We start from the raw sequence: 13,432 nt of genomic DNA, 5'->3' as shown, positions 1-13,432 counted from the left end.
ATGAAGAGTTTTTTCCTGCAAACACGCATTTATAGCGGGGAGGGCAGCCTCAAGGTGCTGCAACGTTTCCAGCAGCGCAAAATCTGGATTGTCTGCGACGGCTTTCTCGCCACCTCGCCGCTACTGGATCGCTTAAAAGCGGCGCTGGCGGCGGATAACCAGATCACTCTGTTCAGCGACATCACGCCGGACCCCAATATCAGCACCGTGGTCAAGGGCATTGAGCAGATGCAAGCGCTGCGCCCTGATGTGGTGATTGGGTTTGGCGGCGGCTCAGCGCTGGATGCCGCCAAAGCTATCGTCTGGTTTAGCCGCCAGCAGGGGCTGGAGATCGAAACTTGCATCGCCATCCCCACCACCAGCGGCACCGGCTCGGAGGTCACCAGCGCTTGTGTGATAAGCGATCCGGAAAAAAGCATTAAATATCCGCTGTTTGATGATGATATCTACCCGGATATCGCCATTTTAGATCCGGCACTGGTGGTAACCCTGCCGCCGGCTATCACCGCCAATACCGGGCTGGACGTGCTAACCCATGCGCTGGAAGCCTATGTCTCGCCACGCGCCAGTGATTTTACCGATGCGCTGGCGGAAAAAGCGGTGCAGCTGGTGTTTCGCCACCTGCCGACCGCCTGCCGGCAAGGCGATTGCCTGATAACCCGAGGCAAGATGCATAACGCCTCCACCCTGGCGGGGATGGCGTTCAGTCAGGCGGGATTGGGCATCAATCACGCCATCGCCCACCAACTGGGCGGTCAGTTCCACATCGCTCACGGTTTAGCCAATGCGCTGCTGTTAGTCCCGGTGATCCGCTTTAATGCCGCCGACGAGCGGGCGCGTAAACGCTATGCGCGGTTAGCGAAGTTATGTCATTTCAGCCCCGTCAATGGGGAGGATCGCGGCGCGGTGAATCAGCTGATTCATCAGATTGAGCAGCTTAAGCGCCAGTGCGGATTACCTCAACCGCTGGCGGCGATGAAAGTTAACCAACGCCAGTTGCAGCAGTGTATTCCGCAGATCATCACCGCTGCACTGGCGGACGTCACCCTGCGCACCAACCCGCGCCCGGCAGATGAAAAAGATATCCGCGCCATTGTCGAGGCGCTTTATGAGTGATCTCTCGATGTCCGTGCCGCCACTACAGAGCGCCCCCCTCGCCTGCGGTGAGCTGTTGCGGTGTGACGCCGCCACTATTCAGCAGCGGGTGCGCGATGCCGGAGTGGTCGGTGCCGGTGGGGCCGGGTTCCCGACAGCGGTAAAACTACAGGCGCCGGCTGAAATTTTTCTGGTCAATGCGGCTGAGTGTGAGCCGATGCTGAAAGTGGATCAGCAGTTGATCCCACGCCAGGCCGCGCGGCTGGTGCGCGGTCTGCTCTATGGCATGGTCGCCACCGGCGCGCGCGAAGGCATCATTGCGCTGAAAGCCAAATATGTGGCGGCCATTGCGGCACTGACGCCGCTGCTACCACCGCAGATCCGGCTGCATATCTTGCCCGACGTCTACCCCGCCGGTGATGAGGTGATCACTATCTGGCTGGCGACGGGTCGACGCGTCCCGCCTGCCGCCCTGCCGGTCACTATTGGCGTGGTGGTGAATAACGTGCAAACCCTGCTCAATGTCGCGCGGGCGGTGGAGCAGCAGTGGCCCGTCACCCGCCGCACACTGACCGTCAATGGGGCCGTGGCTCAACCATTAACCTTGACCGTGCCGCTCGGCACCTCGCTACGGGAAGTGCTGGCACTGGCAGGTGGCGCGACCATCGACCATCCCGCCTACATCAATGGCGGGCCGATGATGGGCCATGCACTACACGACCTCGATCAGCCGGTGACCAAAACCACTGGCGGCCTGCTGGTACTGCCCGCCGATCACTTGCTGATCACCCGCCGCGCCCGCAGTGATCAGGATGTGCTCGCTATCGCGCGCGCCGTCTGCGAGCAGTGCCGCATGTGTACCGAACTCTGTCCGCGCCACCTGATTGGTCATGAGCTACCGCCGCATCTGTTGGTGCGGGCGATTATCTATCAGCAGGTTGCCACGCCGGATATCTTGCTGAGCGCCCTGACCTGCTCAGAGTGTGGGCTGTGTGAAAGCTACGCCTGTCCGGTGGATATCTCGCCAATGCGCATTAATCGCCTGCTGAAAACTCAGTTGCGCGCACAGGGTGCACGCTATCAGGGGGAGCTGCGTGAGGCTGATCCGATGGCGAATTACCGCATGGTGCCGATATCGCGGCTGATTGCGCGGCTGGATCTCACCGACTGGTATCAGCCCGCCCCATTCAGTGAGCAGGCCTATCAACCGCAACAGGTGATGCTGCCGCTGCGCCAGCATATCGGTGCCGCCGCCGAAGCGGTGGTTAGCGTCGGTGAATCGGTTAGGCACGGCCAGCTTATCGGGCAGATCCCCAATAACGCCTTGGGCGCCCCCCTGCACGCCACTATTGCGGGGGTGGTCACGGCTATCAGTGCCAACGCCATCACCCTTCGTCGCAGCATTTAACAGGAGTGAGCATGTCTCAAGCCATTGGAATCGTTGAGTTAAGCAGTATCGCCAAAGGGATGGAGGTTTGCGATCTGATGCTAAAAAGCGCCAACGTCAACCTACTGGTCAGTAAGACCCTCTGCCCCGGCAAATATTTGCTGATGGTGGGTGGCGATATCGGTGCCGTCAGCCAATCAGTGCTGAGTGGCGAAAAGCACAGTGGTCACTTATTGGTTGATAGCATCGTGCTGCCCAATCTGCACCCGTCAGTGTTACCGGCGATCAGTGGCCTAAATAGGGTGGAGAACCGTCAGGCGGCGGGCGTGGTGGAGACCTGGAGTGTGGCGGCTTGCATCACCGCCGCAGACCGCGCGGTTAAAGCCGCCAATGTCACCTTAGTGCGCATCCATATGGCCTTTGGTATCGGCGGCAAATGTTATCAAGTGCTCAGCGGCGATATTGCCGATGTGCAAACCGCCGTCGAGGTTGCCAGTCAGTGCGCCGGTGAGAAGGGATTATTGGTCTACAGCACCCTGATCCCCCGTCCCCATGAGGCGCTGTGGCGTCAGTTAGTTCAGGAGGCATGATGGAGAAGAGCAGCACCCCCGAGCGCGTGATCCAGGAGTATGTTCCCGGTAAACAGATAACCCTCGCGCATCTTATCGCCAACCCCAATAAGGCGCTCTATAAAAAGCTGGGGCTGAATGATGTCAGTAGCGCCATTGGCATTCTGACCATTACCCCGAGCGAAGCCTCGATTATCGCCAGCGACATCGCCACTAAATCCGGCGCGGTTGAGATTGGTTTTATTGACCGCTTCACCGGCGCGGTGGTGTTTACCGGTGATGTGTCGGCGGTGGAGTACGCGCTAAAGCAGGTCATTCACACCCTGGGCGACATGATGAAATTCACCGCCTGCCCGATGACCCGGACCTGATGCCATGCAGCGCATCATGTTAATTGGCCCTAGCCAGTGTGGCAAAACCTCGCTGATTCAGCGCTTACAGGGCGAGGCGCTTCATTACCAGAAAACCCAGTCGATTGTCTGGCAGGACAATGCCATTGATACCCCAGGTGAGTATCTGGAAAACCGCTGTTTATACAGTGCGTTACTGGCGAGCGCTTGTGAGGCCGAGGTGGTGGGATTGGTGCAAAACGCCGATGCCAGCCAGAGTTGGTTTGCCCCGATGCTGGCGCAGGTGTTCAACAGAGCGGTGATCGGCATTATCAGCAAAGCGGACACCGTCAGCCATCCCGACCAACTGAGCTGGGCGGCGGATTGCCTGATGCAAGCGGGCGCACAAAATATCTTCATTACCTCGGCGCAAACCGGCGAGGGACTCACTGACCTTATAACTTATTTGAATCATTCTGGAGAGTCGTATGTCCGGTAAGATTATGGCGATAAACGCCGGCAGTTCTTCGCTGAAATTTCAGCTGTTTTTCATGCTCAATGGCCAGATCGGCCAGACGGAGGAGCGGGTGCTGTGCCAGGGCTTGATCGAGCGCATCGGTATGGATGATGCGGTATTTAACCTGCGGGCTGGCGAGGTGAAATGGCGGGAAACCCTGCCGATCGCCGACTGCCGCCAGGGGGCAGAGCATCTGTTACGCGCACTGATTGAGCACAATATTATTGATTCACTGGATGAGATCATCGGCGTCGGTCATCGGGTGGCCCATGGTGGCGAAACCTTTGCCGATTCGGTGCTGATCACCCCTGAGGTGCTGGATAAAATTGAGCAACTGGGCGCGCTCGCGCCGTTGCATAATCCGGTGAATGCCTTGGGTATCCGCGTGTTTCAACAGGCCCTGCCCCATGCCTGCGCGGTGGCGGTGTTTGATACCGCGTTCCACCAAACCCTAAGCCAGAGCGCCTATCTCTACCCCTTGCCGTGGCGCTACTACGAGGAGCTGGGCATTCGCCGTTACGGCTTTCACGGCACCAGCCACAAATATGTCAGTGCCGTCTGCGCTGAGCGCATGGGGCGGCCACTGGCGGAGCTGCGCATTATCTCCTGCCACCTCGGCAACGGCTCTAGCCTATGTGCGATCGGCAATGGGCGCTCAGTCAATACCTCCATGGGCTTCACCCCACAGGCGGGGATCATGATGGGCACCCGCAGTGGCGATATTGACCCCTCGATCCTGCCATTTATTCAGCAGAGGGAGGGCAAAAGCGCCGCCGAGATCAACTATCTGATCAACAACCAATCCGGCCTGCTGGGTCTCTCCGGCATCTCGCACGACTATCGCGATGTGGAACAGGCCGCCAACAACGGCGATAGCCGCGCACAAGTGGCCCTTGAGCTGTTTGCTGAGCGCATCCGCGCGGTGATTGGCAGCTATATCGTGCAACTGGGTGGAATCGACGCGCTGATCTTCACCGGCGGCATTGGCGAAAATGCCCGCAATGCCCGCCAGCAGATATGTCGGGATTTGGCGTTTCTCGGCATTGAGTTGGATGAAGAGAAAAATATCAAAAATCAGTGTTTTATCCAAAAAGATAGTGGCCCGGTACAGATTGTCATCATCAATACCAATGAAGAATTGATGATTGCCCGTGATGTTATGCGCGTGGCACAACCGCTACCGCTACAACCGGCCCTTGCCATACAGTGAGAAATAAGATGAAAAGTGGAAAAGTTTGGCTGGTAGGCGCGGGGCCGGGGGATGCGGCGCTGATTACGGTAAAAGGGTTACATGCCATTCGTCAGGCCGAAGCGCTGGTGTATGACCGCCTGGTCTGCGCAGAGCTGCTGGCAGAAGCCCCGGACGGCTGCGAAATGATCAATGTCGGTAAGAACCCCAATCACCACCTGGTGCCGCAACCGGAGATCAATCAGATTTTGGTGGATTGCGCCCAACGTGGGTTGAATGTGGTGCGGCTAAAAGGCGGCGACCCCTATGTGTTTGGCCGCGGCGCAGAAGAGGCGCAAGCGCTGGCGCTGGCGGAGATCCCGTTTGAAGTGGTGCCGGGGATCAGCTCCGCCATTGGCGGGCTGGCCTATGCTGGCATTCCGGTGACCCACCGTGATTACGCCTCTGGTTTTCATGTGATCACCGGCCATTTACGTCAGGGCAATGAACCGCAGGATTGGGCCACACTGGCGAAGCTGGAAGGCACGCTGGTTATCTTAATGGGGATGACGCAACTGGCGACCATTTGCCAGCAGCTGATCGCGGGCGGCAAAGCACCGACCACACCGGCGGCGGTGGTGATGTATGCCAGCCATCAGCAGCAGCAAGTCGCCAGTGGCACCTTGCTCACCTTAGTCGATCAGGTCGCCGCACAAGGTTTATCAGCGCCTGCTTTGATTGTGATTGGTGAGGTGGTTCGGCTGCGGGAGATACTGGCATTCACACCAGAAATCTTGTCGCTAAGCTCAATTCCCTCGCTTATGGTACTCTGAACACACAAGTTGAATAGGGGTATAACAGAGCAATGAGTGAGCATGGCGGCAATGTGCTGGAGATGGCACTGAAAATCGGCACAGAGGCAGAAAATATCATTGATTTTAGTGCCAATATTAATCCGCTGGGGATGCCCGACTCCCTGAAAACCGCCATTGTTGCCCAGTTAGCCCGTGCTGAGCGCTACCCCGATGTTGAGTATCGCCAATTGCATGGCGCGCTGGCCCGCGCTCACCACTGCCAGCCGGAAAACATTATCGCCGGCAATGGGGCCACCGAATTGATTTACGCGGTGGTGCAGTTGCTACAACCACGCAGCGCGCTGCTGTTGACGCCGGGGTTTGCTGAGTATCGCCGCGCCCTGCAACGGGTCGGCTGCCAGATTCATGACTATCCGATGAGCGAAGCGGACGGCTATCAGCCGGATGAGCGGCTACTGGAGCGGTTGGTTCAACTACGCCCTGACTGCCTGTTTCTGGCGACGCCGAACAACCCAACCGGCCTGATGCCCAATGCTGCGCTGCTGCAAGCTATTGTGCGCTGCTGCCATCAACAGCAGATTGCACTGATTGTCGATGAAGCTTTTATCGATTTTCTGCCGGCTGCGGCGGGGCTGATCCCGCAATTGGCGGATTTCCCGCGTCTCTATGTGCTGCGCTCACTGACCAAGTTTTTCGCCATTCCGGGGCTGCGGCTGGGCTATTTACTCAGCGCTGATCGGGCAGCAATCTCACAAATGAAACAGCAGCGCGAGCCTTGGACCATCAATGCGTTCGCGGCGCTAGCGGGTGAGATTATCCTTGATGACCAAGCTTATATTCAGGCAACGCATCAATGGCTGGCGCAGCAACAGCGTTGGTTATATCAACAGTTGTGCACCCTGCCCGCGTTGCGGGTCTGGCAAGGTGCTGCCAACTACATTTTCCTGCGCTGCCTGAGGCCAGAAATCGACCTGCAACAAGCGCTTTTGCAGCATCATATCTTGATCCGCCACTGTGCCAACTACCCCGGTTTGACCCGCGACCACTACCGCGTGGCCATCAAAAGCGCCGCCGATAATCAGCGGCTAATCACCGCCTTGCAGCAGGTGTTCGGCCATGGCTGAAGCCCGTTGCCCTGCCTCCTGCGGCGAGTTAATTCAGGGCTGGATACTGGGTGGCGAGAAGCTTATCTCCTGCCCGGTAAACTGGTTCAGTACCGTCTCGGTGAGTGATGGAGCGCCGAGTGGTCATGAGCGGCCACGGATGCGCCAGATGCTAGCAGCGGTGCTGGCTTACTTCGACCACCCCGCCGAGATGGCCCGTGGGCTGAATATTCGTTTTGATTCCACTATTCCGGTCGCAAAAGGGCTGGCGAGCAGTACCGCCGATATCGCCGCTACCGCACAGGCCACCGCCCGCCATCTGGGTGAAACACTGGATGAGGCCGCCCTCGCGGCATTGTGTGTCACTCTGGAACCCACCGACAGCACCTTATTTCAGCAATTAACCCTGTTTGATCACCAAACTGCCGCCACGCAAATCTCTTATGATTGGCAGCCACAGCTGGATATTTTGCTGCTGGAGAGCCAGAATATCCTGAATACTGAGGATTACCATCGCCGTGATCGCCAACCGGCACTGCTGGCAAGTGCCGCCTCACTGGCGCGGGCATGGCAACTCTTTACCCAAGCGGCTGAGCGCCGCGACTGTTCACTACTTGGTCAGGCCACTACAGTTAGCGCGCAAGCCAGCCAGCGATTGCTGGTCAAACCCGATTTTGCGGCGCTAATGAAATTGGTGGAAGAGCTGGATCTCTATGGGCTGAATGTCGCCCACAGTGGCAGTGTCGTGGGGCTGCTGCTAGACCGCCAACGCCATGATGTAGAAAAGATTTATTGGCAACTACAGCAGCGCAACATCACCCAAAACTACCCGACTCAGCACTTGCTCACCATGGTGCCCGGTGGGGTACGTTAGCGCCTTAGGTCACGATTCGACCCCAGATATGCGGCTAAATTATTGCAAAATAGCCAAACAATAATGTCCATGTAATCACCCATGTTATTACCCTCCCGCCTACCACTTTTATGTAACTCTCATCACCTTGCCCGCCGGAATCATGACTTCCATCACAAACAGGGAAAGCAGCCATTTTGTCCATGTAAATAGCATTCAGGGATATGGGGGAAATCGCTATCGGGGTATTAGAGTCGACCAACAGGAGATGTAGTGCAGATGTAAAATCTGCTGCCTGTTAAATCTTCATTTTTTTAAAAACATAAATAAAACTCAAGTGATAGAGCAGCAAAATATTACACCAATACCAAATAGTAATAACCTCAACCTACATTAGCTCCGGGAGCCTGATTAGATGAATAAATTGAGTGTAAAAACCTTACTGGCAGCCAGCCTGTTTAGCATGATGGCGTGCTCGGGTAGCGCACTGGCGCAAGAAGTCGAAGTGGTCAATATCTCGAAAATCGCAGGTATGCCGTGGTTTAACCGCATGGGTGACGGCGTGGAGCGTGCCGGTAAAGATCTAAACATCAAAGCCTATCAGGTCGGCCCATCCAGCACCGATGCCCCACAACAGGTGAAAATTATTGAAGATTTAATTGCCAAAAAAGTCAGCGCCATCAGTATCGTGCCGAACGATGCCGATGTGCTGGAGCCGGTATTTAAGAAAGCCCGTGATGCGGGGATCGTGGTGTTAACCAACGAATCCCCAGGGCAACCCAGTGCTAACTGGGATATCGAAATCATCGATAATGCTAAATTTGCCGCAGATAATGTGGAAGAGATGGCAAAAGCCATGGGTGGCAAAGGCGGTTATGTCATTTATGTCGGCAGCTTGACAGTGCCACAGCATAATCTGTGGGCCGATCTATTTGTTAAATATCAGAAAGAGCACTATCCGGAGATGTTCGAAGTGACCAGCCGTATGCCGGTCGCCGAGAGCATTGATGATTCACGCCGCACCACCCTGGATTTGATGAAAGCGCACAGTGACCTGAAAGGCGTTGTTGCCTTCGGTTCACAAGGCCCAATCGGCGCTGGCCGTGCCGTGAAAGAGAAACGCGCCAAAGACAAAGTGCATGTGTTCGGCATGATGATCCCTTCTCAGGCGGCCTCACTGGTTAAAAGCGGTGATATTGCCATGGGCGTGACTTATGACCCAGCTTCTGCCGGTTATGCATTGACAGCTGTTGCTGACAAAGTGCTAAAAGGCGAAAAAATCGAAACGGGTATGGAGATCCCAGGGGTGGGTAAAGCGGAAGTTGATCAGGGTAAGCATCTGATTCAGTTCCACAATGTACTGCGAGTTACCAAAGATAACGTCGATTCGCTGTATTGATTCATTGCGCTATGCAGAGCCGAACGCCTGTTTGGCTCTGCAACTAATGAAAACCCAGCCGATAAGCAAGGAGCCAGAAGGGATTAACGCACCTAGGGGCACTCCGGCGGCTCACGCCGCTACGGCCCCTACGGCACGCCTCCCCTTCAATTGATAATGCTACAGCCTACTGGCGCTGTGTCTTATCAGGCTCTTTTATGGTTTAGGTAGCACCCTATTGGGCCAGAGGATCTATGCAGCCATTTATTACCCTGGAAAATATCAGCAAAACCTTTTATGGCGTCAAGGCGCTAAATAAGGTGGCCATGACCCTATTGCCAGGTGAGGTTCATTGCCTCGCGGGGCAGAATGGTTGTGGTAAATCAACGCTGATCAAGATTATCTCCGGCGTCTACCAACCCGATTCTGATGCCGCTATCACCATTGATGATAAAACCTACTCAACCCTGACACCGATCGAATCTGTCCGATTGGGGATTCAGGTGATCTATCAGGATTTGTCACTATTCCCCAATCTGACTGTGGCTGAGAATATCGCCATGAACCATTATCACCATCATCTATGGGTAGATAAGCGCCAGATGCGCGCCACCGCTGAGCGAGTCATCAGTAGCATTGATGCCCATCTTGATCTGGATGAATTGGTTGAGAATTTACCCATTGCGCAGAAGCAGCTGGTCGCCATTTGCCGCGCGCTGGCACAAGATGCCCGCCTGATTGTGATGGATGAACCCACCGCCTCCCTGACGCGGCAAGAGGTTAACGGCTTGCTGCGGGTGGTACATGAGCTGAAATCACGCAATATCTGCGTGGTCTTTGTCAGCCACCGATTGAGTGAAGTGCTGGAGATCTCAGATCGTATCACGGTACTGAAGGATGGTGATTGGGTCGGCACCTACCCTGCTGCTGAAGTGGATAACCAACGGCTGGCCTGGCTAATGACCGGCATGAAATTTGATTTTCAGGTTCTACCCTCGTATACCGCCGCCCGCCCGCCGGTGTTAGCGGTAGAGGAGCTTTCCCGTGGCCACCAATATCACAACATCTCACTGACCCTGCATCCCGGTGAGATTGTCTCGTTAGTTGGCTTGCTGGGTTCTGGGCGCACCGAACTCTGCCTCAGCCTATTTGGTTTAACCACACCGGAGTCAGGCACTATTCGTATCAATGATGAACCGGTCTATTTTGTCAGTAATCGCGATGCCATCGCCGCCGGAATTGGCTACGTTTCAGAGGATAGAATGAGCACCGGACTGATTATGGAGCAATCCATTCGCGACAATATCAGCGCCACCGTCTTGCATCGGCTAAAAAATGCTTTTCACCTAATGCGCACTGAGCGGGTCGATACCTTGGTCGAAGATATGGTGAAGCACCTGTCGATCAAAATCGGCAACAGTGACCTGCCGGTCAATACCTTATCCGGCGGTAATGCACAGCGAATCGCCATTGCTAAATGGCTGGCAACGGATCCACAAATACTGATCCTCGACTCCCCTACCGTCGGGGTCGACATCGCCAATAAAGCCGGTATCTATAATATTATCAATGCACTAGCAGCACGGGGGATTGCGGTATTAATGGTTTGTGATGAGATTGATGAGGCTTTCTTTAATAGCCACCGCATTTTAGTGATGCGGGCCGGGAGAGTGGTGCAGGAGTTCTTACCTGGCAACAGCAGCCAGGCAGCCATTGCGGAGGTAGTAAATGGCTAACCCCCATGAGGTAAATAGCTCTGTGTCCAATAGATCGAACAGCGGTCACCGCGGCTTATTCAATAAAGAGCATCTGAAACGCCATGAAGTTATGTTGGCATTCACTATTTTGATTATTTCGACCTATCTTGCCTTCACCAGCCCAGATTTTCTGACCCTCGCCAATATTTACGATTTGATAAATAACTATGCCATGTTGACCATTTTGGCCTGTGGTTTGTTTATCGTATTGATTTCTGGCGGTATTGATATTTCATTCCCTGCCATGACCATTATTTCGCAATATGTGATGGTGACATTAATTGTGAAGTTTGGCGGCAACTTCCCCGTGGCCTTCGCGCTGGCGGGCGGTATCGGCCTACTATTGGGGCTGATAAATGCGCTGCTGGTTAATCGCCTGCGTGTGCCGTCTATCATCATCACTATTTCTACGCTGAATATATTCTATGGTTTACTGCTCTATCTCAGCCGTGGTGTTTGGCTCTATACCTATCCGGAATGGTTCGAACATGGGCCAATGCTCTTCTCCTTCACCGCAGCCGATGGCTATGACTATGGCCTTTCGCTGCCCATTCTGACACTGCTTATCACCATTATTGTCACCGCCCTACTGATGACCCGCACCAGTATTGGCCGCCAAATCTATGCTTTGGGCGGCAATCAGGAGGCGGCATCGCGCATGGGGTTCAGCATTCTCAAGCTGCAACTCTTTGTCTACGGCTACATGGGCTTTTTGTCTGGGATAGCTGGCGTGGTGCAGTCCTATACGGTGTTAACCGTCGCACCTGATTCATTGCTGGGTTATGAGCTGACGGTGCTGGCGGCGGTGGTACTCGGTGGTACCAGTATTGTCGGTGGACGCGGCACCCTGACGGGCACTTTACTGGGGGTGATACTGCTGGCGATATTGCAAAACGGATTGAATTTACTGGGTATTTCGTCGTACTGGCACACCGTAGTGATCGGGCTGGTGATTGTCATCAGCATCAGTGTGACCGCCTGGGGCCAACGTCATAAGGTAGGGATATAATCATGTCAAAATCAACGCAACGTGATCATACCGAACGCTGGCTAGTCACACTGCTGGTGCTGGTCGGCGTGGTGTTCAGCCTGCTGATCCCACAGGTGTTCTGGTCTGCGGCCAACTTCCAATCCATCGCCTCACAAATCCCTGTCGCTGGGGTATTAACGCTGGCTATGGCTATCACTATGTTGACCGGCGGGATTAACCTATCAATTATTGCTACCGCCAATGCCAGCGCGCTGGTGATGGCGTGGGTCTGTACCCATCTGGAGCCAACATTCAGCTCAATGATGTTAATGCTGCTGGCCGGTGCGGCGGTAGCTTTGGTGGTGGGGCTGATTAATGGGGTGCTGATCTCAATTGTTCGGGTCTCCCCTATTCTGGCGACCCTGGGCATCATGACACTACTAAAAGGCGTAAACGTGCTGATCTCCAAAGGCTCCGCTATCTCCAACTTTCCGAACTATGTATTGGCACTGGATCGCAGCAATTTTCTCGGCGTGCCCTTGCCGCTCTATCTGTTCATCGCGGTGGCACTGCTTATCTGGCTGATTCTGGCTAAAACCCCGCTGGGCCGCCAAATTTACCTCTGCGGTTCCAATGAAAAAGCGACCTTTTTCTCGGGCATTAACACCCGCCGCACCCTAATTTGGGTTTATGTCATTTCATCCTTGCTGTGCGCCGTCGCGGCACTATTAATGATGTCAAAACTGAACTCGGCCAAAGCATCCTATGGTGAATCACTGTTGCTGATCACGATATTGGCGACAGTACTGGGTGGGGTAAATCCTGATGGTGGATTCGGCAAGATTTTCGGTATTGTGCTGGCGCTGTTCCTGCTACAAATGCTGGAGAGCGGGCTGAACATCATGGGGGTCAGTAGCTACATCACCATGGCGCTGTGGGGGTCACTGCTGCTAGCCTTTATCTTTATCAAAGGGGTGAATATTCCGGCATTGCGCTTCTTGCGCCCCAATAAACCATTGAATTAAAACTTACAGCTAAAAAAAGGCTGGCACTTAATGCCAGCCCTTCTGTTTATAGCCCCTAAGTGATGAGGCATTATACGTCCGGTGAAGGTTACTTAACTTCGCCCATCGCTTTCAGTTTTTTCGACAGTTCGCGGCGCTCTTTAGAGAGATCAGCGTTTTTGATGGTGTATTCATCAACACGATCTTCGTAAGCAGTACGCATATCCGCGATAATGGCCTGAATCTCTTCAATGCTCATCCCTGGTTTGATGTAATCACTCAGGTTATCGAGCAACAGAACGCGTTTTTGGTTATCACGGATTTTCTTTTCGTTATCAACGATTTCACGCTGCAACTTGTTTTTGCGACGAAACATACGCACAAACTCCAAAACGTCCTGGAAAGTCGGCTTAATTGCATTATCCATTTTTACACCTTCACTTAAGTTTTACACAAATTCAATTGCTGGTGACCAGGCTACCTGCAC

14 protein-coding genes are annotated in these 13,432 nt (G+C 54.5%); 13 read left to right on the top strand and 1 reads right to left on the bottom strand.

The genetic code is table 11. The features are described 5' to 3' along the window. The 13 genes from HRK25_RS13555 (at position 1) to HRK25_RS13495 (ending at position 12,966) form a co-directional block, all read left to right on the top strand. Complete coding sequence (locus HRK25_RS13555; RefSeq protein ID WP_005274637.1) at positions 1 to 1,116, top strand: 1-propanol dehydrogenase PduQ; 1,116 nt, start codon at positions 1 to 3, stop codon at positions 1,114 to 1,116. A 7-nt stretch (positions 1,117 to 1,123) separates the two neighbouring features. After that, on the top strand, positions 1,124 to 2,503 hold the full coding sequence (locus HRK25_RS13550) for a 4Fe-4S dicluster domain-containing protein (RefSeq protein ID WP_005274638.1): 1,380 nt from the start codon (positions 1,124 to 1,126) through the stop codon (positions 2,501 to 2,503). Between the two features lie 11 nt (positions 2,504 to 2,514). After that, positions 2,515 to 3,072: a BMC domain-containing protein gene (locus HRK25_RS13545; RefSeq protein ID WP_005274640.1), complete on the top strand. Its 558-nt coding sequence runs from the start codon at positions 2,515 to 2,517 to the stop codon at positions 3,070 to 3,072. Then, positions 3,072 to 3,422 (top strand): propanediol utilization microcompartment protein PduU, encoded by a 351-nt coding sequence (gene pduU / locus HRK25_RS13540; protein WP_032813079.1) that lies wholly within the window; start codon positions 3,072 to 3,074, stop codon positions 3,420 to 3,422. Before HRK25_RS13545 ends, pduU begins: the two co-directional genes overlap by 1 nt. A gap of 4 nt (positions 3,423 to 3,426) precedes the next feature. Beyond that, complete coding sequence (locus tag HRK25_RS13535) at positions 3,427 to 3,879, top strand: EutP/PduV family microcompartment system protein (RefSeq protein ID WP_005274642.1); 453 nt, start codon at positions 3,427 to 3,429, stop codon at positions 3,877 to 3,879. Next, complete coding sequence (locus HRK25_RS13530; protein WP_032897977.1) at positions 3,869 to 5,107, top strand: acetate/propionate family kinase; 1,239 nt, start codon at positions 3,869 to 3,871, stop codon at positions 5,105 to 5,107. The genes HRK25_RS13535 and HRK25_RS13530 overlap by 11 nt, the downstream gene beginning before the upstream one ends. Positions 5,108 to 5,115: 8 nt before the next feature. Continuing rightward, positions 5,116 to 5,898 (top strand): uroporphyrinogen-III C-methyltransferase, encoded by a 783-nt coding sequence (gene cobA, locus HRK25_RS13525; RefSeq protein ID WP_005274646.1) that lies wholly within the window; start codon positions 5,116 to 5,118, stop codon positions 5,896 to 5,898. Positions 5,899 to 5,930: 32 nt separating this feature from the next. Further along, the gene (gene cobD / locus HRK25_RS13520) at positions 5,931 to 7,004 is read left to right on the top strand and encodes a threonine-phosphate decarboxylase CobD (RefSeq protein WP_005274649.1); all 1,074 of its coding nucleotides are present in this window, start codon (positions 5,931 to 5,933) and stop codon (positions 7,002 to 7,004) included. After that, positions 6,997 to 7,857 (top strand): GHMP family kinase ATP-binding protein, encoded by an 861-nt coding sequence (locus HRK25_RS13515; RefSeq protein WP_032897979.1) that lies wholly within the window; start codon positions 6,997 to 6,999, stop codon positions 7,855 to 7,857. Before cobD ends, HRK25_RS13515 begins: the two co-directional genes overlap by 8 nt. Before the next feature lie 442 nt (positions 7,858 to 8,299). Beyond that, the gene (locus HRK25_RS13510; protein WP_244262462.1) at positions 8,300 to 9,235 is read left to right on the top strand and encodes an autoinducer 2 ABC transporter substrate-binding protein; all 936 of its coding nucleotides are present in this window, start codon (positions 8,300 to 8,302) and stop codon (positions 9,233 to 9,235) included. A 233-nt stretch (positions 9,236 to 9,468) separates the two neighbouring features. Continuing rightward, positions 9,469 to 10,950, top strand: coding sequence for a sugar ABC transporter ATP-binding protein (locus HRK25_RS13505; RefSeq protein ID WP_005274658.1), 1,482 nt, complete (start codon positions 9,469 to 9,471; stop codon positions 10,948 to 10,950). Between the two features lie 91 nt (positions 10,951 to 11,041). Then, complete coding sequence (locus HRK25_RS13500) at positions 11,042 to 11,980, top strand: ABC transporter permease (protein ID WP_032897991.1); 939 nt, start codon at positions 11,042 to 11,044, stop codon at positions 11,978 to 11,980. A 2-nt stretch (positions 11,981 to 11,982) separates the two neighbouring features. Next, entirely contained in the window at positions 11,983 to 12,966 is a 984-nt protein-coding gene (locus HRK25_RS13495) for an ABC transporter permease (RefSeq protein ID WP_005274664.1), read from the top strand. Positions 12,967 to 13,054: 88 nt separating this feature from the next. Here HRK25_RS13495 and tmaR read toward each other — a convergent pair whose 3' ends face one another. Beyond that, a complete protein-coding gene (gene tmaR / locus HRK25_RS13490; RefSeq protein ID WP_004711143.1) occupies positions 13,055 to 13,372 on the bottom strand; it encodes a PTS system regulator TmaR in 318 nt (105 codons plus the stop codon). Positions 13,373 to 13,432: the final 60 nt, after the last annotated feature.

The organism is Yersinia bercovieri ATCC 43970, from assembly GCF_013282745.1.
GTDB classification, from domain to species: Bacteria; Pseudomonadota; Gammaproteobacteria; order Enterobacterales; family Enterobacteriaceae; genus Yersinia; species Yersinia bercovieri.
The sequence above is the reverse complement of the archived record's forward strand: the minus strand, read 5'-3'. Positions and strand labels throughout refer to the sequence as shown.